Raw genomic sequence first — 26,051 nt, 5'->3', positions numbered from 1 at the left:
TACGCGGGCTAGCGGTCCATCGATTTAGATCTGCTACGGAGATATTGGAGGTGTTTATGTCCATGATTCAGCATCCTCATCAGCCCAGTCTCGGCATCTTGAACATGAAAAGAGCCGAAGAGAAGTTCCAGCTCCTGCGAGTTCCCCCATCCAGGGACCTTTCCTATTTCATCAAGCATTACTGGATCATTCATTGGGATTTAACCGATCAAGAGCCTCATCTGCAGGATGTTGTTCCTAATCCTTGCGCCAACTTGGTTGTTCAGCCTTATCGAACCGCTTTCTATGGCGTATCCAGCACCAGGCACTCCCACCATCTGGAGGGCAGAGGGCAAGTATTCGGAATCAAGTTCAGACCCGGCGGATTCTATCCGTTCGTGAACACGTCCATGGACCGTCTGACGGATTCCTCCATAGGAACCATGGAGATTCTCCAAGTCGAGCCCCATACGCTGGAGCAGCAGCTATTGACCGCAGAGGAGCCGGAGCAAAAGGTTAGGTACATGGAGGAGCTTATTCGCCGCATTCTTCCCGAAGAGGATGAACAGATCGAACGGATTCATACCATGATCGATCAAATTCATCACAACCGGGACATCATTCGGGTCGAGCAGGTTAGCGAATGGTTCCAGATGAGCCCGAGATCACTCCAGCGCCTGTTCAAGCAATACGTTGGAGTAAGCCCTAAATGGGTGATTCGCCTGTACCGGCTGCAAAACGCCGCTGAAATCCTCGAAGGCCTTGATCATCAGGATGTGCTGGAGTTGGCCATGGATATGGGGTATTATGACCAGTCGCATTTTATCCGGGATTTTAAAGCGGTGATCGGTAAAACGCCGGAAGTTTATATGAAGGAACGATAAATCTGAAGGAGGTAACCGCATGTATACGATACAGGCGATCGGAACGATCCATAACGAAAGAAAGGCGATTCAGGATGATTACTGGGGGGACGTCATCTCGGAGATCAAGCTGGGCGAAGAATGGGATGAAAGCTCCCTGGATGGGATTGAAACGTTCAGCCACCTTGAAATCATCTATGTATTCCATCTCGTCCAGGACGACAGCATCCAATACGCGGCGAGACATCCGCGAAATAATCCGAGCTTTCCCAAGGTCGGTATCTTCGCCCAGCGCGGCAAGAACCGCCCCAACAAGCTAGGAGCTACCATAGTGGAGTTGGTAAGCAGAGAGGGCAGGTCCGTTTTCGTTAAAGGGCTGGATGCCATAGACGGGACTCCCGTCGTTGATATCAAACCTGTCATGGAAGAATTTTTGCCGAAGACGAAGACCAAGCAGCCCGAATGGGCTACAGACATCATGTCCCGTTACTGGGAATAATGATGAAGTACTTCATCCTACAGAAACAACAGCGCTGCCGCGCCTGTCCTTGAGGTTCAAGGGACTGGCTTGGTCAGCGCTGTTTCTGTTGATCACATCATTCTGCATAACCTTAATCGTTAATCAGCTTAACTAGACGGGCTCTGACTCGAGATCGGCAGACTTATCTCAACCGATGTCCCCCGCTCTTCCTCGCTCCGGATGACGATCCGGCCATTGTGGCTCTCCATGATCCGGTGGACAATCATCATGCCAAGGCCATTGCCGTCCGGCTTAGTCGTATGAAAAGGCTCCCCAATCCGCTGAAGCACATCGTCCGTCATGCCGGAGCCGTTATCCGTAAAGATCACGCGTTGATATCCTTCCTGCACATCCAGATGAATGTGGATGTTCCCGCCATGCGGCAAGGCTTCCATCGCATTCTTCAGAATATTAAGAAAAACCTGCTTAATCTGGTTCCGGTCACATAGAATCGTTGCATTCTGCCCTATGTTTTGGGTCATCTCGATCCCGCCAAGCTCCGCCTGAATGGCAAACAAGTGAAGCACCTCTTCCAGAATTTCACCGCAATCCTCAAGCTTACAGACCGCAGCCTGGGGCTTGCCCAGAATCATAAATTCCCCTACCATCAGATTGGCCCGCTCCAGCTCGGACATGATCAGGTCATAGTGCCGAAGACAGGCGTCCTTATTCGCTAGCTGGAGTAATCCCTTCACCGTGGTGAGGGGATTGCGCACTTCATGGGCTATGCTTACGGCAACCTGTCCGGCAAACACCAGCTTTTCCGTATTCCGCAGCACTTCCTCCGTACGCTTCATCTCTGTAATATCACGAAGAAAACCGACCACCCGCATGAGCTGTCCCTCACGGCCATATGCAGGCTGAACATCAAGTATATAGTGATTCATGGTTCCCGATATCTCAAGCGAAAGCTCTTCTCCGATGCAGATTTGCTGCCGGTGTATCACCCGCTCGTAATACTCGCCAATCGGCTTAATACCGAACACCGTGCGGCCCACATATCGAGTGCGGTTCCGGGTGCTGTCGTCCGGGCACAGCAGGCTTAAGCTCGTTTCGTTCATCTCCAGAATCTGGCCCTTTGCATCGGTAATGATCACGCCATAATGATTCGTTCCGAGGAGCACCTGATTCAAGGTTTGCAGCTGCGTGTTCTGTTTGCGGGTAACCATCTCCCGTTCCAGGGAATCGGCCATCGTGCACAACAAAGCATGCAAATGCGGGTGAACAAACTCCCTGTTCGTCATTAGAGAGATCGTTCCTACGATCACCTTCCCATCTTCACCGTGAAAGGGGGCCGAATAACATGCCATGCGGTGAAGAATGTGATGAAAATGGTCCTCTCCTATCAACGTAAACGGCCGTTCGTACCGGAGACAGAGATCAATTGAGCTTGGACCGTCTTCTTTGGAATAGCCTTTGCCCTCGATGATCCCCAAATACCGGGCTGTTTCGATGATGGTCGGGTCCCCTTCCATATCAAGAATGAACCCCTCGTTATCCGTAATCGTAATCACGACAGGATTTCCTGATCCGGAGGAAAGGAACTTATTCACGAAAACTTGAATCACTTCGATGTATTCTTTATATTTTGCACGCCTTGCGGCCAATACCTCATCATTCAATCGATTCGTATGTGTTGGAAGAAGCTCCGGGTTCATCCCCTTGTCTATACACTGCTGCTTAGTTCGCTGAATGATCTCCTGATCGGTTATTTCACCACATCGATTATCCAAAATCACATACCCCTTTTTATCATACTGCCACTTAATGTAACCTAACGTTTATTCTATCACTTTTATCGGCAGATGGAGCCTGCCAGTAAACTTAATCGAATGTGAATATGGCAGCCTTCATCTTACCATTTATGAAGATATACGGGATAAGCAGGCGATTGGAATTATATTCCTATCCTTTTCTCCTGTTTATGTAACTCTTTACTGGAAATATCCGTTTAGGATGTAAAGGAGATGAGAATCCATGTTCAAACCCAATATGGCTTATTTGTTCCTCATGGCCGTTCTATTTCTTGTAACAGCCTGTTCGAGCAATCAAGTCGAAGCCCCGGCTCCATCATCTGAACTCCGACAACTGCAGTGACGGACTACAACAGTACGGCGGAAAACGTATTTTCATTATATGAAGGAGAAGACATGAGTACCGAGGATAAAGTCACGAACATGCTTGCTCGATTGGAAGGCATGGACTGGACAGAATACAACCGCCTGAGCAATGGCAAAACATTGGAGACTCTGGAGCTGCTGTATACCCACCGGTCCCTTATCAAACCCGAACACTACAGGAGCCTGTTCATGGCAACCACCAATCTCGACGGTGCCTCTGCCGAGCAATATGCCGCCATCGCAGGAGAATTGTTTACCAAAGACATGGAGGGCGTAGTTCAAACACTCGCCGATTTGAGTGACGATGCTAACAGGCAAAGCGTCATTTCCAGTATTGCGTATCAGCTCGGTTACCAGGATGTTTCACAGGTGAAACAAAAACTCGATCAGTGGCAAACGGAAAAGGAGCTGGATGATCCCGAGAAGAACGTCATCGCCTCCCTTATATCTGCAATCAACCATCCATAATACCATTCCCCTTAACCTGCCGGTATTATCTTTCAACTGGACTCAATCGGTTTCATAAGCCCTTATCTATGTCATCCGCCAAAGATAACCGACAGCACCAAAAAAAGAGCCGATCCAAGATCTACATCTTGGTCGGCTCTTTGTATCGATAAAACAATGGTACACGTTATTGATTTAGCAGGAACTCTTCTCCGGCAATGCCCGGGGATGTCATATGGTAAGGGTCCAGAATGACCTGGATCTGTTCCTCTGTCAAAAGACCCTGCTCCAGAATAATCTCCTTGATGCTCTGGCCTGTCTTCTGCGCTTCCTTCACCAGTCTGGAGGCTACGTCATAACCCAGATGCGGGTTCAACGCCGTAATAATGCCGTAGCTGTTATCGACGAAGTACTTGCAGCGTTCCTTATTCGCTGTAAGATCGACCATCAGATCCTTGTAGAACACATCCATGCCGTTCTTCAGGATTTTGAGGGAATGCATCAAGTTGTTCGCTGCGACCGGAACCATGACGTTAAGCTCAAATTGCCCGGCTTCGCATGCCAAACTGATCGTATGATCATTGCCGATAACCTGAAACGACACCTGGTTCATGACCTCGGCCATCACCGGATTGACCTTGCCCGGCATAATCGACGAACCCGGTTGTCTTGCCGGTACGTTCAATTCGTTCAAGCCCGCTCTCGGACCGGAAGCCATCAAGCGGATATCGTTGCACATTTTCGAGAAGTTCACGGCACACACTTTGAGCGCAGCCGACAATTCCATATACGCATCGGTGTTCTGGGTGGCATCGACCAAATCTTCGGCTTGCTTCAAGGAGAAGCCTGTCTGCTCAATCAAATGCTGGACGACGCTGTGCATATAGTCCGGTGTTGCATTAAGCCCCGTGCCTACCGCGGTCGCGCCCATATTAACGACTAACAAGCCTTGCGCGGCACGCTCGATCCGGTTAATGTCACGCGTCAGAACATTGGCATAAGCCCCGAACTCTTGTCCGAGTCGAATCGGTACCGCATCCTGCAGATGCGTGCGCCCCATCTTGATGACATCGTCAAATTCCTTGGCCTTCTCCTGAATGCCGGCAACCAGGGTCCGGAACACCTCAAGCAGATCCTGCGTCAGACGGTAAGACGCGATGCGGATCGCCGTCGGGATGGCATCATTCGTGGACTGCGACATATTAACATGATTATTAGGATTGCAGTAGAAATACTCGGCCTTCTGTTTTCCCAAAATCTCCAGCGCTCGGTTTGCCAACACCTCATTCATATTCATATTGATCGAAGTGCCTGCTCCGCCCTGGATGGAATCGACAATAAATTCGGAACGAAGATTGCCCGCGATGATCTCGTCTGCCGCCTCTATAATGGCACTGCCTATCTTTTTCGGCAGCAGGCCAAGCTCCATGTTCGCCAGGGCTGCGGCTTTCTTAACTTCGCCCAGTGCAGATATCAATTCTGCATGGATGGGTACCCCGCTGATCGGAAAGTTCTCTACCGCCCTAACCGTATTAATCCCGTAATAGGCTTCCACAGGAAGCTGTTTTTCCCCCAGAAAATCTTTTTCAATTCGATACTGCGTATCCATGGACAACATCACCATCGCCTTTTGATTATTTTGTATCATGCTTGTCACCTGTTATCATCCAGCTTGCCCGGATATATACAGAATTCTGCCTTCCCACTTGAAATCCTCTATAGCTTACGCGTTTTGTTAGAGAATATTGAATGTTATGTGCGAATGCGCAAAAAAAGAGACCATATCTAAGTATAATTACCCAGAAAAGGCCCCTCTTACCCCATCGTGATGATTCTGTCTGTAGACCATGATGGGGACACACCTGAACTAGAAGACGGCGGTCTTCCTAAGCGGAGGGAAACCTACCGAGATGACGGCCCCTCCCTCTGTTCGATTCCCTGCCGTGATCAGACCTCCGCAGCGCTCCACAATGGCGCGAGCAATGGCCAGACCCAGACCGGACTCCCCATTCTTGCCCTTCACAAACCGGTGGAACAAATACGGAAGCAGTTCCTCGGATATGCCTTCGCCATCATCGGAAACGGTGAGGAATACCCGGCCATTTTGGATACCGGCTTGAATGTATATATGCTTGCTCGCGTGCCTTGCTCCATTCGAGACGATGTTCAGCAGCGCTTGCAGCAGCTTATCCCGGTCAGCATACACCATTAACGATTCGTTATCGCCATAGGAAGGATGCACGAACAATCCTTTTTTCACCAAGACCGGATTGACTCTTTCGATCGTTTCCTCCACGAGCTCCTTCAAATTGACCGCCGTTGCCTTAAAGATGTCGTCCTCGCTGTCCAGCTTCGCGAGCAGCGTCATCTCGGTCACGATATTGGTCATGCGGCTGCTCTCACTCATAATGATATCCAGGCCTTTGCGAATCTCCTCCCCTTCGAATACCCCGTCCCGAATTCCCTCCGCATACCCGGAGATGGACATGAGCGGCGACTTCAGCTCGTGGGATGCGTTCTGGAAGAATTGCTTCTGCACATGATTGTACCGCTCCAGCTCACCCGCCATTTCGTACACAGACTCTGCAACTACGCCGATCTCTCCGCTTGCCGACACCCGCTGAACCTCGGAGAACTGACGCTCTTTCACCTTCTTCAATTCCTCCCGCAGCAGCATGAGCGGCTTAATCAATCTCTTGGTGATGAACAAGCTTAAGATAACCATGATTACGCCCCCCACAGCAAATACGAGCATCAAACGCCCCATCAGCGCCTGCTCGATGGCCTTGATCTTGCTGATCGGCGTGATCAGCGTCATCGTCCCTTGGGGAACCGCCGTCACCTCGGTGAGGAATTGTCCGCTCCTCGCTGCAGATGAGTACGAAGCCACATAGTCCGGACGGATCGCCTGACTTACCATGAACTGGGCGGAGGGAGTTACCGGAGTCGAGCTGACCACATTCCCTTCGCTATCCTGGATGATTACGCCTACCTCCGCAACCTGTGCCGCGGTCAACCCGCTAACAGCCAATGGAGCACTCTCTATAGGAATGCTCTGGGCGGCCGCGGTTTCGAGTTTTGCCGTCAGCTCAGCCCCTATGGTCTGCATGTCCTTTCTCTGCGTACCGATAAAATGGTCCATCAGCACATAATGAATCACGACCGCCGTCACAGAGAGCACGAGTATTAGCGATAAGGCAAACGCAAGATTGATCTGATGCACCAGCTTCATATCGATGATTCCTCCCCATCCATTCTCATTCGATATCCATGCCCCCAGATGGCCTCGATCGGAAGCTGCTCCACCTTCTTGCGAAGCCTTTTAATGAGATGGTCGACCGCACGGTCGCTACCAAAGTAGTCGTCGCCCCATACGGAGGTAAGCAGCTCATCCCTTGTAAACGCACGGTTCGGATGCTCAGCGAACACTTTCAGCATCTCGAATTCCTTGTTGGTCATATCCACTTCTTCCCCATCCCAGAACACGCGCCGCTCCTCCAGCATTAACTGAAGCCTTCCGTTGCTAAGCTCCGGGGAAGCCGCAGCAAGCCGCGGAACACGCTCCTCCTGATGGAATTTGTACCATCGGTTTAGCTGCCGTTTGATTCGGGCAACCAGCTCGCGGGGGCTGAACGGCTTGACCATGTAGTCATCGCTTCCCAGCTCAAGCCCCAGTATTTTATCCACTTCGCTATCCTTCGCAGAGATCATGATGATCGGGACCTCGGCCTCTGCGCGTATCCGCCGGCACAATTCGAAGCCGTCCATGCCAGGCAGCATAATATCCAGCACCCACATATCCGGCGGGGTCGTTCTCCACATCTCCCAGCCTTCCTCTGCCGTTGCAAGGCCCACCGTCCGATAGCCTTCCTTCCGCAAATAAGCTTCCACCAAATTTCGTATATGCTGATCATCGTCAACCACGGCGATGAGATAATTTTGGTTCATATATATAGACCTCCGGGCTTCATCTTCCCTCAGTATACCAAGCTGCGGGAATCGAATGGGGATTGCCATTATTTTTCCACAAATACACCAATGTTCTGCCAATGCTGACTCGTACACTGGGTACTGTAAGACAAACCAACCCGATAAGGAGTGTTATATTCGATGAAATACAAACTGTTTGGCAAGCTCGCCCTTTCCGCCGCCCTGCTCGGTACAGCCGCTCTCCCCGTACATGCTTCAGGCGCTGACACAAGTGATGTGCCGAAACCACCAAGCAAAAGCGCACCCGTTGCAACCACTGCCACCATTTCCGTTATGCCGAATCCGCTGGAATTGGCTGAGAAATACGCGCCGGAAACGGTTCAGGACTGGAAGGAATCGCTGGAGAAATACGGAAAGCTTGCCGGAGCCGAGGGAACATTCTTTTTCTCGGAGGCTACGGCTGTCGCTGCAGATAACGGTGATGCAAAGCCGGTTACGGCAGATGGTGAATTCGGAATTGCAATTGCCGTGAGGGCTACTCCGGCTGCAGATATCCAAGGGTCCGTGGACAGCGGGGATATTAAGCAATTCAAAGCAGCCCAGATCAAGGAGTTTTCTCCACTGGAAGGTACGGCAATAGAAGTGGCCGAAGTCGTTAAAACCGATGCCGGCGTAGTGAAACACGACGTGATCCATGGCGAGGCAGCAATTTTGGAGGCCGTGAAGATCAGCGATGCAGCAAGTTTTGATGCAGTGAAGATCAGCGATGAAGATCTGGCGTTCATCCATGCCAGAATCGACCTCTTTAAAGCCGTGGGTTCCAAGGACTCGGATGCTATTAAAGAAGCACTGGCGAAGCTGCTGAACCAATACAAGGAGCAGATCGCCAAGCTGGAAGCTGAAGCGAAGTAACTTATACGGAGTTGCATGTGCCGGCGAAAGCCAATCGTACTTAAAACACAAAGCAACCCTGCCGGTGCCGCGGCAGGGGTTGCTTTGTGCTTACTAGGGGACTTATCGGGTTTTCTTCGCCATAACCTTTATCAGCTTAACGGCCGAGCGCACGCGGGGCCGCTTCAAGTTCTCCTCCACATAGCGGTAATCCGTCAGGATCACTTTGGCATCCCGCAGTCCGTAAGCAAAATCGTCATCGAACAGCAGCCGGTACTCCCATACCCGCTTCTCCCAATTCGGAATATTCGCCAGCATCCATTCATCCTCCGCTCCGGGATGGACATAGGTTTCGCTGACCCCTTCTGGGAGTCTGTACAGCTTATCAATCAGCGATTGCTTGAAGCTCTCATAGCTCTCCCCCTCGACAACAGGAAACGGATGCGAGAGCAGATAATCCGGGATCGGCACGCCAAACGTATCAGCAAGGCCTGCGGCGAGCGCGACCGGACGCTCGATATTCGGCAGCGAGCTGAGCAGCGGGTCCTCCGGGTGGATATAGCGGAATAGTCGTGCGGGGAGGCGCCAACGCGAAGTCTTCCACAGCATCTGCGGAATGAGGCTCCGTCCCGTTTCCATCCCGTACAGGCTGCCCATATGATTATCCACATGGCTGATGCGGATGCCGGCCTTGCTCGCCAGCCGGTACTGCGCCTCCAGCTCTTTTAGCACAGCCCCCGGCTCCGCTCCCCGTTCAAACTCCTGAACGGTCCGGTATTGATGACCGCTGGCATCATGAAGGGAGGGATGCCCCGTCAAGCTGCGCCATCGCAGAGCCTCAAATTCGCTCGTCAAGGTCAGATGCAGCCCCACATTGGGTTGGCGCCGGCGTGCGGCCCAGGAGGCTGCCTCTTCAAAGCCGGGAGCCACGGTCATGATGGTTGCCGAGGAGACTTTGTTCTCCTCCAGCAGATGCCGGATCGCCTCATTCATGGCCTTGCTTTGTCCGAAATCGTCACAGTTGATGATCAGTCTTCGTTCCATGTTCATGCCCGCCTCCTATGGTTTTAGAGAATTCGATTTTGGTTGCAAACGATAGCAGGAAGGAAATGGCCAGCAAGCACAATGGAACGACACTGATCAAATACCTGAAGGTCGATTCCGGGTCGTTTCCCGGATTGTCACCGCTTTCATACCCGAATATCATGCCGACAACAAAAAATGCCAGGGCAGAGATCAATCCGCTGGAACGCGTAATAAATCCGCTGACAGCCGTATAGATCCCCTCTCGGCGCAGCCCCGTCCGCTCCGCATCCTCATCGATAATGTTGCCGCTAACCATGGCCGGCGTTACCAGAAATCCCGCCAGACCGAACCCAACGCCGATGCCTGCCAGAATCCCGCTGATCAGATCGTAACCAAACCAGAGCGGAATGACCGAAAGACCATACACGCCAAGCGACAACCGCCAAGCTCTCACACCATCCATTCTTCGGATCATCCAATACCAGACGAATACCAGCGGAATGACCGATACAAACACGGCTGCCAGCAGAATGGATACTTGATTGTCAGGGATCCTGAGCACGTATTTTGCATAAAAAGGGATCGTCGAGCTTATTAGTCCGTTTACCGTCTGGGCAAATGAATTGGCGATATTAAACACCCAGAACTTCTTATTGCGCAAGGTTTCGCGGAATGCTTGGACAAGCTTTAGCGGTTCGCTTGCACTGTACACCTCTTGCTCCCGCACGCTCATCATGCAGAGGAACATGAACACCCCGAACAGCAGCGCGTACAGAATCGCCATATTCGAAAATCCCATGGCGTCATAAATAATCGGGGTCAGCGCGGTACCGATCAATAGCGCCACAACCTGGTAGCCCTGCTGGATGGCCGAGGCTTTCGCCCGGATGCGGTCTCCGCGGAACAGTTCGGGGAACAGTGCTCCATAGTTGACCCATAATACGGTCGCTACCGCTTCATACAGGATAAGGGCAACCAGGAACCACATGAACAGTCCGTTCTGCGATAATCCTTCCGGCGGCGAGAACACCAGCACGAAGGTCAGCATGAACAGCGGAATGGCGCCGAACACCCACGGCCTGCGCCGCCCCAGCCGGGTCTTGGTGCGATCGGACCAATACCCCATCAGCGGATTGTTAACCGCATCCCAGATGAGAAATACCGTGCGTGCCAAAGAAGCCAATCCTATGCCAAGACCCAAGGTATCCACGTAGAAAAAGATGTAAAAGGAGCTGAACGCCTGGCTCGGGACCATCATGGCAAACATGCCAAGCGAAAATGAATACGGCGAATTCACCCAACTGCGCTTCATCCGTTTCCCTCCATCCGTTATGGACGATTTTGTTGTACAGTATTCTGCGCATGGCAAGAATATACCTGCTCATCAGGAAGGTAAGGAGGTCGTCAAACGACTAAAGAAGCCTGGCGTCATCCGCCAGGCTTCTTATTTACATTCCTTATTGAAGAACGATTTTGATAGCATTGCCAATTGGCGGCAGACTCTTGGTCAGTACCGGGCTGTAGTATCCGATAATCTCCGCCTCTCCAGTCAGTTCACTGGACTTCATAGTTTTACCTTCTTTATTTACGATCACCGTCTCCGGCGTCAGATTCAGGATCACTTCGCTCGGCGATTGTTCCGTTAATCCCTTGCCCTTAATCGTTACGCGCAGGTTACCGCCATCGGCGTTGATATCCGTAATGGCACCAGCTGTAGCGAGCTGCTCCGTCTCTTCATTGTCCGGTTTCACGCTGATTTCATAAGCATAGGTCTGAGGAGGCAGGCTCATGGTCATCGCCATGCTGTGAACGGCTTCAATCTCCATCCCTTTCGCAAGATCCTTTAACTCGATCTTCTTGCCTTCCGCATCGCGGATGATCGTGCTCTCATCCACATTCAGCACGATTCCCTCGGTTCCCGTGCCGTTAATGTGAACGGCTTTGCGATCTTCATTATTCATAATTTCACTGATTGTACCACTTACGGTTTCCTTCTTGATCTCTTCTTCGGACGAGATGCTCACCTTCGTGCCATCAACCGATACGTTAGCATGGAGCACTTCGCTGAAGAAATTAGCCGGAACATAGAGCGTGCTCTTCACGTTTACCGGCGCAGCACCGAGGGACTTGTACATTTTGTTAATCGTATACTGGTCTTTACCTGTTTGCACAAGGGTCCAGATCGGGGATCCCGATTTTGTCAGCTCCGCAGAGCGGTCCTGTTGATTCCACTCCAGTTCGAATCCGAGCGCCTCGGATACGCTGCGCAGCGGGATCATGACCTGCTTCGCATCGGCGTTCATATAACCGGCGCCCGCCACTTCCTTACCGTTAACCAGAACTCCATAATCAATGACAGCCGAGATCACGACTGGTTTTTGTTCCTGGCTGCCTCCAGCCTGGGGTGCTGCATAAGCCGCTGCGCCACCGGAAACTGCCATGGCCGCAACCATCAGCGTCGCCGCTTGCTTCTTCCATTGTTTGTTCATGTTCATCATCCTTTCTAGGTGCCTTAAATGATCGTGTACTACTATACTGACGGGCTGTATTTGCCAAATGTTGCAATGAAATGATAAGTAAACGTACCGATAGACGCGAAAAAGGCCGCTCCGGGATAGACTTATCAAGTCTCCCAAAACGGCCTCTTTATCTGGCTTAGCGATGGATAAACAGCGGGTCAACAAAGCTTCTGCAATATTCCTCCGCAATCTGCTCCGCGCTGTATCCCATATCACGCATGTACAGAATGATATCCGCGCGCGGCAGAGATGCGAGCATCACAGAGGTAAACTGAGGGTCAAGCGGCATCAGTACTCCCTGCTCCGCCGCAAGCTCCAGCAGGCGCTTGATCTGTAATCGCAAAAACGTGAAGGGCGGGTTCTCGCACATAATGTTCTTGGTGTCCTCCAGACGGTCAGAGGTCAGCATCACCCTTAGCCACTCCAAATCTTCATTGAAATGCAGAATGACCTTTGTGATCACCGTACGCAGCCGATGAGCCACCGGTTCACCATCGCTGCTCTGAAGGTAAACGTCCAGCCCTTCCATAAACCGATCGATCTTGGCTTCCATCAGTGTGAAGCAAATCTTGCTCTTGCTGGGGTAACGGCGGTACAAGGTGCCTTGCCCGATCCCGGCCGTTTTCGCCACTTGATGCATGGAGACGTCCTCGACTCCGTATTTATTAAATAAAGCCTGAGCCGTATCCAAAATCTTTTGACCCAACTCGTCATTCTCTTTCGGCAATGCACGCATCCCTTTCTAATTTGAACACACGGGAACCTTATGCAGCAGACTGTTCTTCTTCAACGGGTGAAGTTGTACGTTTAACAAATAAGCCCAGTACTAAGGCGATGATTGCAAGAACGAGTCCGATTACGAAAGCATTATGAAGACCGGCAACCATGCTCTCTACCGGATTGAGATCCCCGGTTGTTTCAACGTAATTTTTAGCACCTGCTGTCATGATGCTGATAAATAGCGCCATACCTACGGCCCCGGCTACCTGCTGCAGTGTATTCATGATGGCTGTTCCATGCGGATACAGCAAGCGCGGCAGCTGATTCAAGGCTGTAGTCTGGGCCGGCATCATAACCATCGAAATCCCTATCATCATCATAACATGAAGGAAGATGACATAACCACCAGTCCATGAAGAGTCGATGCCCGAGAACAGGAAGATGGCGACGCTCAAAAGAGCAAGACCAGGGATAATCAGAACCCTAGGTCCGAATTTATCGAACAGCTTTCCTGTGATCGGCGCCATCAATCCGTTGATGATACCGCCAGGCATCATGACCAAGCCTGCTGCAAGCGCCGTTAAGCCCAGTGCGTTCTGCAGGAACAATGGCAGCATGATCATGGTGGAGAACATGCTCATCATCAGCACCAGCATCAGCACGGTTACGAGCGAGAACATCGGAAATTTGAAGGTGCGCAGATCCAGCATCGGTTCCTTCATCTTCAGTTGGCGCCATACGAAGAGCAGCAAGCTGATAGCCCCTGCCGTAATGCACCATACTACCTTCGGATCAGACCAAGTGCCTTCTCCGGCACTGCTGAATCCGTATACGATACCCCCAAAACCGATAGTAGACAGAATAATCGAAATATAATCGACCTTCGGCTTGGTCAGTATCGATACGTTCTTAAGGAAAGCCGCTGCGAATGCAATGGAGAACGCAGCAAGCGGAATGACCAGATAGAACAACCAGCGCCAGTTCAGGGCGTCCACGATCAAACCGGACAGCGTCGGTCCGATCGCCGGGGCAGTCATGATGACAAGACCGATCATCCCCATGGCGGCTCCGCGATTCTGAGGCGGATAAATACTAAGTATCGTGTTCATCAGAACCGGCAGCATAAGCCCCGTTCCGATCGCTTGCAGGATACGTCCTACCAGCAGCACACCAAACACCGGTGAAAATCCGCAGACAATCGTACCTATAAGAAATAGCGACATGGCGCCTATAAACATCTGTCTTGTCGTGAACCACAGCTGCAGCAGCGCCGTGACCGGCACCAGAATACCGACAACCAGCATGTAGGAGGTTGAAAGCCACTGCACCGTCGACTCCCCAATACCAAACTGCTCCATCAAACTTGGGAAAGCGATGTTCAGCAGTGTCTCATTCAAGATGGAAACGAACGCGCCAATAATCAGTGCGGCAACAATCGGCCCTCTCTTTATTTTGCTTAAATCAATCTTGGCCGAACTTGGCCCCACTCCCATATCCAAGACCTTATCCTCCCTTATCTCTGTATACGGACAATTGTCCGGTAATGCGTTTTTCATTTTAACGGACAATTGTCCGCAGGTCAACTGAAAATTTTCATTTAATTTTCAAAATTGGCAGCAAAGATGAATCCTGCAGCGTTATTTGCTGGGTTCAGTAGCAGAAACACGCAGGATATCGGATATTCAAGCTATTAATAAAAAAAGATCTGCCCCTAATCGCGACTAAGGACAGATCCTTATTCTATACACATGCCGACTGTAAGGTTTACTTCTAAAGATCCCTGACGTTTCAAATGCAAGTGTCCTGTATACGCTATACGTCACTCAGGTAAGCAAGTCAGCCCCTGGAACCGTTACGTTACGCGTTCAGCGCATTCTTCTCCTTGTAAACTCTGGCCCAGCCCTCCAGATTGTTCGTTACAATCAACAGGTCGGGGTACTGGGCAAGGGAAGCCAGCACGGCCTCATCATCCGGCGTCCAGACAATGAGCTGGATCCCCCGCTTGCGCGCCTCCTCCATAAACGAAGGGGTCACGTACACATATTTGACGGAAACATAGCGAGCGCCGATCTCCTCCAGGTAAGGAAAGACCGATGGCGTGGCCCCATATATCACTAGACCCAGCTCGATGTCAGGATCAAGCGTGCGAGCCCGTGCAATGGAATAATGATCGAAGGAGGTCAGGAATACCTGCTTCTCCATGCCCGTTTCCTTTATCACGTCAATGACCTTCTGTTCCAGGCCGGGGTAGGTATCCCCCATCTGCTTCAGTTCAATGTCAACGATCATCCGATCCTTGGCAAAACGCAGTGCTTCCTCCAGAGTGGGAATGACTTCTCCCTGGCCTGCATCCAGCTTGCGTATTTCCTCCAGCGTGAAGTCACTGATTGCTCCTGTTCCGTTGGTCGTCCGGTTTACCGTCGGATCATGGATCACTACGGGCACGCCGTCCTTCGTCAGCTGGACATCCAGCTCCAGGTGCGAGAAGCCAAGCTCCAACGCTTTCCGAAAGCCCAGCATCGTGTTCTCCGGGTATTTCAGCGGATACCCTCTATGGGCCAATCCACGTACTTCCATGTGCCATTCCCTCCATATATAAGTCGATTGATGGCCTCGATCACACTGTCGCCACAAAAGGGCGGACTTACGTGATCGAATCGCCGTTTGAAGCTCTATAGAACTGTTCGCCATGAACTTTCCGATCCCTGCTGTCTGCAGCAGATCATAACCTTCGGGAGAAAACGAAGAGACGGTATGGCGGTGTATCCTTACCCACCATTTCCACACCGTCTGGGATACCTGCTTAATCACGGTTATACGAATTATTTAAACGTCGAATTCGCCATCGCGGCCACGATATGCTTCTGCATGACCGTAAAGACCAGCACGATCGGGATAATCGCCATGACGCTGGACGCCATAATGACATTGAAGAACATGGCTTCATTTCCGGCGATAGAATCCCTCAGCATCGCAATGCCTACGGTAAGCACGCGCATGTCGTTGTTGTTGGTCATGATCAGCGGCCAGAAATACGAGTTCCAGGACGAGATGAAGATTAACACGCCCATGGTAACGATCGTTGGCATCGCCATCGGGAACAACAGCTTGTACAGAATGGAGAAACGACCGGCTCCATCCACGCGCGCCGCTTCCAGCACGTCGTTGTTAATCGTTTTGAACGCCTGCCTGAGCAGGAATATCGCGTAGGCGGAAGCCCCGTGAGGCACAATGAGCGCCCAGAACGTATTCAGCCAATCCAGCTTGGACATCATGACGTATACCGGAACGAAAATAACCTGCTCCGGCACGATCAATGCGGCGAGAACGAGCAAGAACAGCGCGTCCCGTCCCCAGAACTTCCCCTTTGCAAATGCAAACGCCGCCATAAGCGCCACATTCAGCTGCAAAATAATGGTTCCAACCGCCATGAGCAGCGTATTGCCGAAAAATCTTGCATAAGGGATAACCCGGAAGGCTTCGGCAAAGTTCTGCCAAGCAAAGGTTTCCGGCCAGAATGTAGGTATGGCCATCCGCATCTCAGACTGCGTCTTAAGCGCGCTGATCAGCAGCCAATACACCGGAAAGAACATAAAGAGCGTCACGATCACGGCTCCGATCATGCGGAGCGTCATCAAGGTCTTTCGGTTCTTTGCGGATCCGGCCATATAATTATCCTTCATAGTGCACCTTCTTCCTGCTGACCACCCATTGTACCAATGTTAACAGCAATATGATTACAAACAGAATCATGACAAGCGCCGATGCTCTTCCTGTTTTGAATTCATCAAAGGCCATCGTATAGATCCAGTACACAATCGCATTCGTTGCCTTGAGCGGACCGCCGCCTGTCATGACGTCGATCGACTGGAACACCTGCATGGAGGAGATAAAGCTGGTGATGACAAGAAACAGGGTCATAGGCGACAAGAGCGGCAGCGTAATGTTGCGGAACTGTCGGAACTTGCTGGCTCCATCAATCGAAGCTGCCTCATAATACTCGGCCGGAATCCCGCGCATGCCTGCAATAAAGAGAATCATGGCAAAGCCGACGCCCTTCCAGACCGAAACGGCAACCAGTGCCGGCAATGCCGTCGAAGGGTTGGTCAGCCACTCGACCGGCTCCATGCCGAACCAGGAAACAATGGAATTCAATAGCCCGTATTGTCCATTGTAAATCCATGTAAATACCATGGCCGCGACAACCATTGAGATGTAATAGGGCATAAAAATGACGCCGCGCATGAAACCGAACAACCGTGACGACGACACGTTGAGCAGCAGGGCCAGCAGCAGCCCGATGACAAGCGTGAATACAACGTCCATGACGGTATACAAGAACGTGACCTTCAAGGAGTGATAGAAATCCGGGTTCGACAGCAAGCGCGTATAGTTATCGACACCCACGAACTTCTTCAGGGGTCGCGTCATGTTCCAGTTCGTAAAGCTGATGTACACGGAATAGCCCAGGGGATAATACAGAAATACGCCCATGAATAACAACGCCGGGACCGCGAACGAAAAGTCCTTCCACTTCTCGATCAACGTATGGGACATCCGTTTAGAGACCGAAGCGGTCGCCCGATTGGACGCCGCCTTTGTCACTTGTTTATTGGTCTCCATAGGCATCACTCATAGTCAGCCAGAATATCGTTGATCTTCTTGGCTGCATCCTGCATAAGTGGTATCGGATCTTTTTTGTTCAGCACCATTTCCCCTATGACTTCTTTGTAAACTTCGCTGAATTCAGGGTAAGCCGGGTGCTGCAGGCGCGGCGTTACTTCGTCGAAGTGCTCGTATACCGCTCTGTATTGCGGCCATCTTTCGAAATATTGATCGCCCTCTTCAGACTCGATCGCGGATTTTCTTGTCGGCAGGTATCCAACGGATTCAGCCCACTTAATGTTATGCTCCGCCGAAGTCATGAACTCGATGAATTTCCAAGCCGCTTCTTTCTCCAGATCCTCGGCACCGTCCATCATGACGATCCCCGCGCCGCCAATGTTGGAGGTCCGCACTTTATCTCCAGGGATAAAGGATACGCCAACCTCAAAGTCCGCATTCTCGCGGTACATCTTGAGCAGAGCCGATGAATGCTGCACCATGGCGATTTCTCCGTTCAGGAACATCTGGCGCATATTATCGGAAGCTCCTTTACCGAAGCCCATATGCATACTGCCTTCATTTTGCCACTTGTAGAAGTTCTGGAGGTACCGGAGAGAATCCTCGGTCTCAACGGCCGAAGCACTCAGGTCCTCGGTCAGAATTTGTCCGCCGCCGTTAATGTTCCACGGATCGTAGTACCACGTATCCCAGCCTGGAACGGAGAAGGCATAACGCGTCGTTTTGTCGCCTTCTTTTTTCGTTACCTTTGCATTAAAGTCATCGATCTCATCCCACTTCTGCGGCGGCTCTACACCCAGCTCGTCCAGCATCGTTTTGTTGTATACAAACACGCTGGTACTGACGATCAGAGGGAATCCATATTGCTTGCCATTGAATGCATATGCATTCAGCATCCCTTTGGCGAAATCGTCCATCTTCACTTCATCGCGCTTAATCCATGGGCCCAAATCAGAGAACACGCCGCTGTCCGCAAAGTTTGGCAAGGACGCAACCTCAACATTTGTTACAGCAGGCACGTCATTCGCAGCCACGGCAGCCGACAATTTTTTGTGAAGATCAGGATAACCGCCTTGGAACACCGGCTCTACCGTAATATGCGGATACTTCTTCTGAAACTCTGCGATCATGTAGTTCAAGCCTTCCAGCTGGGCATCCGCGTGGGCATGCCAGTACTGAATTTTAACAGGCGTTGTATCATTCTTCATATCCATCGAAGCGGCTTCCACATCATCGAGCGAAACCTCGCCTCCGGCACTTTCACTACCACCCCCGCCTCCGCAAGCCGTGGTAATCACCATAAATATGGTCAGTAACATTAACAACCATGTTTTCTTTTTCATAGATGATCTGTTGTCCCCTCTCGAATCTATTCACCATTCATCCTTCATCACTGCTGTCTATCCACTTCATCCAATAGCCGGTTCAACGGCACGCGGATCCTAAAGGAATGAGGGAATTCTCCCATCCAATCAACCCGTCTACCCTTTAAAAAGCGCACAAAAATAGAGACGTCAAAAGAGCGCAACCTAAGAGCCACCACCTCCTATAAAAGCTAAAGTAGCTGCTACTCGGGTTATCTCATCGTCTCCACCCCTAGCAAATATGTAATTATAGTTAATCCATCAACCGTACAGGGAACCTTACGTCCAAAAACGGGTATCGCCTGTAGATACGAGGTCTGCACCGTTGGCCAGCGCCTCATCGATTTCTTCCTCGCTTCGTAAAAAACCTCCCACAATAAGCGGACAGTGAATCTCCTTTTTCAGGTCGCGGATTACACGGGGCATGAGTCCCGGCATTAATTCCACCTCATCCGGACGGGCTTGTCCGATCATTTTCACTGCGGTTCTTAAAGCAGTCGTATCAATGGCAAACACTCGCTGTATCGAGCTAATGCCCGCTTGGCGCGAAGCCAACACCGTATTGGTCTTCGTCGTAATGATTCCGTCGATCTTGTACGAATCCGCCAAATACTGTACAGCCGAATGATCCCGGCCAATGCCGCTTACCATCTCCAGATGAACAAACACTTTTTTGCCTGAGGAGTGTAGTCGATTAACGATATCTCTGAGTTTTAAGATATCGCCTGTCATCAGGTTCACCCGTTCCACCGTGCTGTTCACAGCCGCATCGATCTGTTCCAGCTTGGTAATCGAAGCGATTACGGGAAGACGCCGTGTCCTTTGATCTGCCATAAGTGCGTGTCCCCCTTTTACCGAACACACTTTATGATAAGGCGATAAGATCATGACAGTATTAACGATTTGTAAAACCTGTGTTAACGACGCTCATTAGGACTTCGATGTATCATGTATACGCTTACCATTCCGTCAACAACAGATTCTACTATATCCCTGGTTTGGTGGATTCCCCCTAGTCTTAGGATCATTCGATTCAGCGAAGATTAGGATAGCGCTTTCAGAATAGCTTGCCAATCTATTTAATATCTATCATAGAGGAATGATTTGGCCATAGTCTATAGCGAAATTTGTATTATTTTGTCGAATTTAAAAGAATATCAACTCAATGTAACAAATATCATGGCGCGAACGGCGAATTCATGATACCGCATCAACTTAAAGACCACGCTAACACCATCTCACTTCGATACATTCCCGGACCGGCGGGATCTGCCAAGGTTATCGGGGACATTTGCAGCAAAAAAATGAAAAATTGCGCAAAAAAATGTTGAATAATTTTCCAATGTAGAATAAGATGGCGACAAAGGGAACGGTAAGCGCTTTCCAAAATTTCAATAGACAGGTGTTATGCCGAAATGAAAATAACTTTAAAAGACATTGCCGACCATGCAAATGTATCTATTTCTTCTGTATCGAGGGCTTTAAACAACGCAAACTCAACAGCACTTGTAAACGACCAAACGCGTCTGCGCATTATTCAAGCTGCCAAGGACCTGGGTTACCATAAGTTTAACAATTCACTGCAAAAAAATGAAAATTTTTCAGTGAATAAAAAAGTTCCAAAGAGAATAGGACTCGCTTTATATGATGTAAAAGATAAATACCAAGATCCGTATTTTTCAGAGATCATTTACGGGATCGAAAGTGAATTGCTTGATCAAGAATGTATATTGGACTTTACATTTGAGGTGCAAGATATTTTCAATTTCAATTTATTTGGGGATATGAACGAGATTGACTTAGGAGTTATTTGTATCGGACCGCTTAAGCATGATTTCATAAATGAGCTTAATAAGCGGGTTCCATTTGTCATATCGGTGGGCGGAATCCCTAAGCTGGACATTGATTATGTTACGGTGGATTTTCGCAATGCGGCAATGCAAGCAGTTCAATATTTGGTGGATCTTGGTCATCGCAATATTGCTTATATTGGCGGAAGCTCTCAAGTTGGAATGCCGATTGATCAAGAAGAACGTTTCTATGGTTTTAAAGAAGCGATGGAGTTGAACCAACTTGACATTGTTCCGGAGTGGGTTCAAGACGGCTGCTTTGATCTGACCAGGAGTTATGAAGCCATGAAAAAAATTTTAAACACGCAGAGTCCGCCCTCGGCCGTATTTACAGCTAGCGACAAAATGGCATTTGGGGCGTATAAGGCAATTGGTGAATATGGGCTATCGATTCCAAATGATATATCTGTTGTTTCTTTTGATAATGTCGAAATGTCAGAATTCATTAACCCTCCGTTAACAACGGTACAGGTCCACAAGGAGGAAATGGGGAGAATCGCAGTCAAATTGCTGCTTCAGCGCATGGAAGGGGGGATACCTTTGCCATTGATCAGCTATTTGCCGACAAAACTAATGGTCCGCAGTAGCTGCCGAGAAAAGCGAAGTGAAAACTATATGAACGTTTGAGGAGGGTATAATAATGAAAAAAGTAATGGCTTGTCTCGGTTTAGCCGCTTGTATGCTTTTCCCCTTGAGTGCTCCGGTGCACGCGCAATCAGCCCAAGAGGACATCCATGCAAATGAAAAAAAACCAAAAGCAACCTTTCAAGTGATCAGTGACCTGCATATCAGGGATACATCGTTCTCTCATAACAAGCTTTCGAAAGCGCTTCACGACCTGCATTCCATTGACCCGCTGGCGGATGCTTTGGTCATCAACGGAGATATAACGAATAACGGTTTTCCCGAAGAATATGCAAAGGCTCGCGAGCTTCTTGATCAATCGCCTAAACCGATGAATCTGTATATGACCATTGGGAATCATGAGTTTTTTAATGGAGCTGGAAATGAAGTGAACACCCGTCGGTTCGCAGACTTTATCGAAGAGGAGCAGGTGTATTACGAGAAAATGGTGAACGGCTATCCTTTTATATTCCTTGGCTCTGAAAGCTGGGGGCCTGTCGATTCTCCCGCCAAAGACGATGCCTATCTGAGCGACGAGCAGTTGAATTGGCTGGAAGATACTTTGGAGAAACGCAGCAAGAGCGAAAAGCCTATGTTTGTTTTTCTTCATCAGCCCCTTTCCGCCGTATATGAAGCAGCAGAAAAGCGTCTAACCGATCTCTTCTCGAAGTATCCGCAAGTTATTTTATTCTCTGGCCATACCCATCGGGATATGCGACTGCCAAATATTAACCTAATCCAGAATGAATTTACGAGCATCAATACAGCTTCTGTCTATTATACAACCTTCGCACCGACAGTAAACTGGGACGAAAGCCAAGGATTGTATGTGCAAATTTACGATGACAGGGTCGTAGTCCAAGGACGTGACTTTTACCGTAAGCAATGGATTCCCGAAGCGCATTACACGATTGATGTCCAATCGGCAACCACATTTTCTTATCGTAATCACTACGTTATTCCGGGTGAAACCGCCCTATTAACCACGAAATTTACAAATTATGGACAAAACACAATCGAGGCCATCCAATTGGACTTAACGGCCCCTGATGGTTGGAGTGTAGAGGCAGTGACGGATCCTCTGGTCACCCATCTTTCGCCTGGAAGTTCGATTGAAACAGATTGGCGTGTGACGCCCCCTGATACTGCTGAGCCTGGATTCGCAAAATTAGATGCAGCCGTCTTATTTGAATATGGGGAAAATAATAAGCAAACAGAATGGAGTGCCGACTCTATAGTCTGGATACCAGAACGGCTCCCAGCTGCCGATTCTTATGTAAGTGATGTGGAATGGATTCATTCCGCAAATCATTGGGGGCCCGTGGAACGGGATCAAAGCAACGGTGAAAAAGCAAAAGACGACGGAAAAACCATAACGATTGGCGGCGTAGAATATACGAAAGGCTTAGGTGTGCATGCGAATGCTGAAATTGCTTATTATATAGGCGGCAGCTTCTCTACATTTACTGCAGATATCGGAATCGATGATGAAGTGGGAAATAGAGGATCGGTCGTCTTTCAAATTTGGGCAGACGGCGAGAAGGTCTATGACAGCGGGCTTGTTACCGGATCTGATTCCGCCAAAAAAGTTCATGCTGATATCTCCGGCGCAAACGTACTGAAACTGGTCGTCACTGATGGCGGAGACGGCACTGGCTACGACCATGCGGATTGGGCAAATGCCCATATTGCCAAATCCGATGTAAACAGCTAGAAAGGCTAATAAAAAGGGTTAAAAGGCACCCCATTTCCGGTCATTTCCGGATTTGGGGTGCCTTTTGCATACCTTGAATTACATACGAATCCCATAGGATTCGTTGCGTGTTCCCTCCTTTAGCTCCTCTTCCGGGCAAAAACTATTCGAATAACGGTACCTTCGGATCCTTCCCGTTACAATGAACCAGCATCGCATGCAGCTGCCCTCTGTGGTGATACATATGCGCCACGATTTCGAGCAGCCATTCGTACCTCGAATAGGTGGCACCCCAGTAGGACGTCATCTCCTGATGGAGCTCTTCTTCCGTCATCTCTCGATAAGCCTGCTCCAGATTAGAATAGTTGCTTAATAATTCAGCCTGTAAATCCTTCAGGTTATTTAACGATACACCTGCATAATAGGCGCTCATCTCCTCTTGCGTGGCTCCTCCGGATATGTGAAAATCGGCCCGGCAGATTACGGCGATATGCTTGAGCAGCTCTCCAACGGAATGCTTGCCCTCCGTCGGCTTGACGAGCAGATCCGCTTCATCCAGCCTATCGATGATCGCGACAATCGAGACGACAGCCACCTCAATCTGATGTAAGGTATATGTACAATAGGAATTCATATGTTCTCTCCAATCCAATATGTATACACTAATATGTTCGAACTCGCTCCATCATTATAGAACATACGTTCCTCATATTTCAACAAAAAAACAACCTGCCCCTTAAACACTAAGAGACAGGTTGTTCCGCCATACGTCTTATGACCGATCAGCCAACGAGATGAAATCCTGTTGTGTTCTCAAGCACTTCCACGTGGAACGCGCTGCTGCCGTCAGCCTCGCGCACGACGCTAACCGAAAGGTGCCCGTTTCCGATCGCAATCTTCTCGGCCTTCAGTTCGTTCATCCCTTCCGGAAGGAACGGGGACAACGCGATTTCCTTCTTCGCCCCGTTCGGATACAATCCGAGCATCGTCTGCAGGAAGACGATCGAGGTTCCGGCCGCCCAAGCCTGCGGCGAACAGGTTGTCGGATACGGAACCGGATGGCCCAGCTTCGCATCATGCCCGCAGAACAGCTCCGGCAGACGCTGGTACTCAAAATGAGCCGATGCCTGCAGCAGGCCGGAAATCACCTTCCCCGCCTCCTCCTTGAACCCTTGCTTGCCGAGTCCCAGCAGAATCATTGCATTGTCATGCGGCCATACGCTGCCGTTGTGGTAACTCATCGGGTAATATCCGGCGGAGTCCGTGCTCATCGTGCGGATGCCGTAACCGTTAAACATGTCGTTTCTAAGCATCCGCTCGGCTTGCGCCTTCGAGCGGCTCTCTTCCGGCAAACCGCTCATAAGCAGATGCCCGGGATTCGAGGACACGCTGCGTACCTGGCGCAGATCCTTATCCAGCGCGATGGCGTAACACTGCTCATCCTCCATCCAGAAGCTCGCTTCGAAACGGACGCGAAGCTCCTCGGCTTTCGACTCCAGCTTGCGGGCCAGTTCCGGCTCGCCCAGCTCCGCGAAGACGGGTACCAGTGACTGCTTCGCTTGATACACATAACCCTGGACCTCCGACAGTGCGATCGGGGATTCCGCATACTCGCCGTTCTCATGGATGATCGAGTTGGCGGAATCCTTCCAGCCTTGGTTCGGGAAGCCTTTCTCGGCTTCCTGCTTGTAGGCCATGAAGCCGGAGCCCGCTTCCAGCGCGGCATCGATATAATCCAGTGCCCGCAGCATGTTCGGCTTGAGCTCCTCCGCCAGGGAGAGATCGCCCGTCCAGCGGTAATACTCGCCGATCAGCGCCAGGAACAGCGGCGTGGAATCGATGGTGCCGTAGTACGGCGAGAACGGGGACTGATTCGTCGTGACCAGCTCTCCGTAGCGAATCTCATGCATGATTTTGCCCGGCTGCTCATCCCGCCATGGGTCCGTCTTCTCGCCTTGATAAGCCGCCAGCGTTCTCAAGGTTCCTTTGGCAAGCTGCGGGTTCACCGGAAGCATGAACAGCGCCGTGATCAAGCTGTCTCTGCCGAATGGAACCGCGAACCACGGCAGTCCCGCGACCGTTGTATCACCGAAGCCCACATCGGTCGTCAGCATGCGCAGATCCTGCAGTCCTCTCTCGTACAAGCCGCTGAACAGCGCGGAATCCGATTGGACCCGCGAGCTGTTCGCGTACCAAGCTTCATAGGAGGCTTCGAGTTTCTTCAGCCCCTCTTCGTAGGTCAGCGGCGTCCCTGCGGAATGCTGCTCCGTCATCGGCGTGACAAAGAACGTAATCACCTTCTGCTCTTTGGCTTTCAGGGACAAAGGGAACGAAACATTCCCGGCTTGATCCATTTGGCCGCCGTCCGCATCCCAAGCAATGCGCGTCTGTCTTCTCAGGTTGTCAGCGCCGACATAAGCCAGTGTCATCTCTTGATCGCCTGTCTGTATACCCTCCATCTTGCCGACTTCCCCTGTACGGTATTTGCGCACCAGGAACATATCCTGAAAATCGGCATCAAAGGACGCGGCAAACTCGATATTCGAATCGGTCACAAAGTAATTGGTCAGCGTGCAGCGCTCATACAGGACGCCATCATAGATGAAACGCTCCCGAAGTACTTCAATCGCCCCTTCATCCTTGGCATCCTTCATCAGGCGGAAGGAGGCCACATAGCTTTTATCCCCCGTGGAGGACAGGAGCGAAGGCTTCTGGCCATCGATGAACAGCTCCATGCGGCTCAGGAAACGGGTATCCTTCGTATACAAGCCATGGCCCTGATCGTCCCCTTGGACGATATCTCCGTTAAGTCCAGTCAGAAAGAATAAATCTCCTTCTTTAATTACACGGTAGTCCATGTTTAAATCCCCCTTTGATTCCGG

The 26,051-nt window shown here is 50.5% G+C and carries 22 protein-coding genes; 6 read left to right on the top strand and 16 right to left on the bottom strand.

Annotated features, from left to right (window positions below; genetic code table 11):
* Nucleotides 1-62 precede the first annotated feature (62 nt).
* Nucleotides 63-863 (top strand): helix-turn-helix domain-containing protein, encoded by an 801-nt coding sequence (locus OHJ21_RS22800; RefSeq protein WP_100540246.1) that lies wholly within the window; start codon nucleotides 63-65, stop codon nucleotides 861-863.
* 19 nt (nucleotides 864-882) lie between these two features.
* The gene (locus tag OHJ21_RS22795; protein WP_100539903.1) at nucleotides 883-1,341 is read left to right on the top strand and encodes an SAM-dependent methyltransferase; all 459 of its coding nucleotides are present in this window, start codon (nucleotides 883-885) and stop codon (nucleotides 1,339-1,341) included.
* Nucleotides 1,342-1,469: 128 nt separating this feature from the next.
* On the opposite strand, the gene OHJ21_RS22790 is transcribed toward OHJ21_RS22795, so the two are convergent.
* Nucleotides 1,470-3,101, bottom strand: a complete 1,632-nt coding sequence (locus tag OHJ21_RS22790) for an ATP-binding protein (protein WP_486021227.1) — start codon at nucleotides 3,099-3,101, stop codon at nucleotides 1,470-1,472.
* 411 nt (nucleotides 3,102-3,512) lie between these two features.
* Here OHJ21_RS22790 and OHJ21_RS22785 point away from each other — a divergent pair, with 411 nt between their 5' ends.
* A complete protein-coding gene (locus tag OHJ21_RS22785; protein WP_486021226.1) occupies nucleotides 3,513-3,950 on the top strand; it encodes a hypothetical protein in 438 nt (145 codons plus the stop codon).
* 166 nt (nucleotides 3,951-4,116) lie between these two features.
* Here the strand turns inward: OHJ21_RS22785 and OHJ21_RS22780 are convergent, their stop codons facing one another.
* From OHJ21_RS22780 to OHJ21_RS22770, 3 genes are all read right to left on the bottom strand, one after another.
* Nucleotides 4,117-5,547, bottom strand: coding sequence for an aspartate ammonia-lyase (locus tag OHJ21_RS22780; protein WP_486021313.1), 1,431 nt, complete (start codon nucleotides 5,545-5,547; stop codon nucleotides 4,117-4,119).
* Nucleotides 5,548-5,796: 249 nt separating this feature from the next.
* Entirely contained in the window at nucleotides 5,797-7,161 is a 1,365-nt protein-coding gene (locus tag OHJ21_RS22775; protein ID WP_326111484.1) for a sensor histidine kinase, read from the bottom strand.
* Nucleotides 7,158-7,877: a response regulator transcription factor gene (locus tag OHJ21_RS22770; RefSeq protein WP_100539898.1), complete on the bottom strand. Its 720-nt coding sequence runs from the start codon at nucleotides 7,875-7,877 to the stop codon at nucleotides 7,158-7,160. Before OHJ21_RS22770 ends, OHJ21_RS22775 begins: the two co-directional genes overlap by 4 nt.
* Nucleotides 7,878-8,039: 162 nt before the next feature.
* Here OHJ21_RS22770 and OHJ21_RS22765 point away from each other — a divergent pair, with 162 nt between their 5' ends.
* On the top strand, nucleotides 8,040-8,771 hold the full coding sequence (locus OHJ21_RS22765; RefSeq protein WP_486021225.1) for a hypothetical protein: 732 nt from the start codon (nucleotides 8,040-8,042) through the stop codon (nucleotides 8,769-8,771).
* A gap of 102 nt (nucleotides 8,772-8,873) precedes the next feature.
* Here the strand turns inward: OHJ21_RS22765 and OHJ21_RS22760 are convergent, their stop codons facing one another.
* The 10 genes from OHJ21_RS22760 to OHJ21_RS22715 form a co-directional block, all read right to left on the bottom strand.
* Entirely contained in the window at nucleotides 8,874-9,800 is a 927-nt protein-coding gene (locus OHJ21_RS22760; RefSeq protein WP_411829531.1) for a polysaccharide deacetylase family protein, read from the bottom strand.
* Entirely contained in the window at nucleotides 9,766-11,088 is a 1,323-nt protein-coding gene (locus OHJ21_RS22755; RefSeq protein WP_326111487.1) for an MFS transporter, read from the bottom strand. Before OHJ21_RS22755 ends, OHJ21_RS22760 begins: the two co-directional genes overlap by 35 nt.
* Nucleotides 11,089-11,233: 145 nt before the next feature.
* On the bottom strand, nucleotides 11,234-12,265 hold the full coding sequence (locus OHJ21_RS22750; protein ID WP_486021224.1) for a copper amine oxidase N-terminal domain-containing protein: 1,032 nt from the start codon (nucleotides 12,263-12,265) through the stop codon (nucleotides 11,234-11,236).
* 166 nt (nucleotides 12,266-12,431) lie between these two features.
* Nucleotides 12,432-13,031, bottom strand: coding sequence for a TetR/AcrR family transcriptional regulator (locus tag OHJ21_RS22745; protein WP_243390909.1), 600 nt, complete (start codon nucleotides 13,029-13,031; stop codon nucleotides 12,432-12,434).
* Nucleotides 13,032-13,059: 28 nt separating this feature from the next.
* Entirely contained in the window at nucleotides 13,060-14,508 is a 1,449-nt protein-coding gene (locus tag OHJ21_RS22740) for an MDR family MFS transporter (RefSeq protein WP_411829534.1), read from the bottom strand.
* Nucleotides 14,509-14,872: 364 nt separating this feature from the next.
* Complete coding sequence (locus OHJ21_RS22735) at nucleotides 14,873-15,592, bottom strand: glycerophosphodiester phosphodiesterase (protein ID WP_100539891.1); 720 nt, start codon at nucleotides 15,590-15,592, stop codon at nucleotides 14,873-14,875.
* Nucleotides 15,593-15,837: 245 nt separating this feature from the next.
* Complete coding sequence (locus tag OHJ21_RS22730; protein ID WP_100539890.1) at nucleotides 15,838-16,698, bottom strand: carbohydrate ABC transporter permease; 861 nt, start codon at nucleotides 16,696-16,698, stop codon at nucleotides 15,838-15,840.
* Nucleotides 16,688-17,644, bottom strand: coding sequence for a carbohydrate ABC transporter permease (locus OHJ21_RS22725; protein WP_486021223.1), 957 nt, complete (start codon nucleotides 17,642-17,644; stop codon nucleotides 16,688-16,690). The genes OHJ21_RS22730 and OHJ21_RS22725 overlap by 11 nt, the downstream gene beginning before the upstream one ends.
* On the bottom strand, nucleotides 17,644-18,981 hold the full coding sequence (locus tag OHJ21_RS22720) for an ABC transporter substrate-binding protein (RefSeq protein ID WP_486021222.1): 1,338 nt from the start codon (nucleotides 18,979-18,981) through the stop codon (nucleotides 17,644-17,646). Before OHJ21_RS22720 ends, OHJ21_RS22725 begins: the two co-directional genes overlap by 1 nt.
* Nucleotides 18,982-19,281: 300 nt before the next feature.
* Nucleotides 19,282-19,836, bottom strand: a complete 555-nt coding sequence (locus OHJ21_RS22715; protein ID WP_100539887.1) for a glycerol-3-phosphate responsive antiterminator — start codon at nucleotides 19,834-19,836, stop codon at nucleotides 19,282-19,284.
* Nucleotides 19,837-20,417: 581 nt separating this feature from the next.
* On the opposite strand from OHJ21_RS22715, the gene OHJ21_RS22710 reads away from it, so the two are divergent.
* A complete protein-coding gene (locus OHJ21_RS22710; RefSeq protein ID WP_326119645.1) occupies nucleotides 20,418-21,479 on the top strand; it encodes a LacI family DNA-binding transcriptional regulator in 1,062 nt (353 codons plus the stop codon).
* A gap of 13 nt (nucleotides 21,480-21,492) precedes the next feature.
* Complete coding sequence (locus tag OHJ21_RS22705) at nucleotides 21,493-23,190, top strand: NPCBM/NEW2 domain-containing protein (protein ID WP_486021221.1); 1,698 nt, start codon at nucleotides 21,493-21,495, stop codon at nucleotides 23,188-23,190.
* A 142-nt stretch (nucleotides 23,191-23,332) separates the two neighbouring features.
* On the opposite strand, the gene OHJ21_RS22700 is transcribed toward OHJ21_RS22705, so the two are convergent.
* Complete coding sequence (locus OHJ21_RS22700; RefSeq protein ID WP_486021220.1) at nucleotides 23,333-23,803, bottom strand: DinB family protein; 471 nt, start codon at nucleotides 23,801-23,803, stop codon at nucleotides 23,333-23,335.
* Between the two features lie 148 nt (nucleotides 23,804-23,951).
* A complete protein-coding gene (locus OHJ21_RS22695) occupies nucleotides 23,952-26,027 on the bottom strand; it encodes an amylo-alpha-1,6-glucosidase (protein WP_486021219.1) in 2,076 nt (691 codons plus the stop codon).
* Between the last annotated feature and the right edge of the window lie 24 nt (nucleotides 26,028-26,051).

This window comes from Virgibacillus sp. LDC1 (assembly GCF_025792345.1).
GTDB lineage: Bacteria > Bacillota > Bacilli > Paenibacillales > Paenibacillaceae > Paenibacillus_AQ > Paenibacillus_AQ lautus.
The sequence above is the reverse complement of the archived record's forward strand: the minus strand, read 5'-3'. Positions and strand labels throughout refer to the sequence as shown.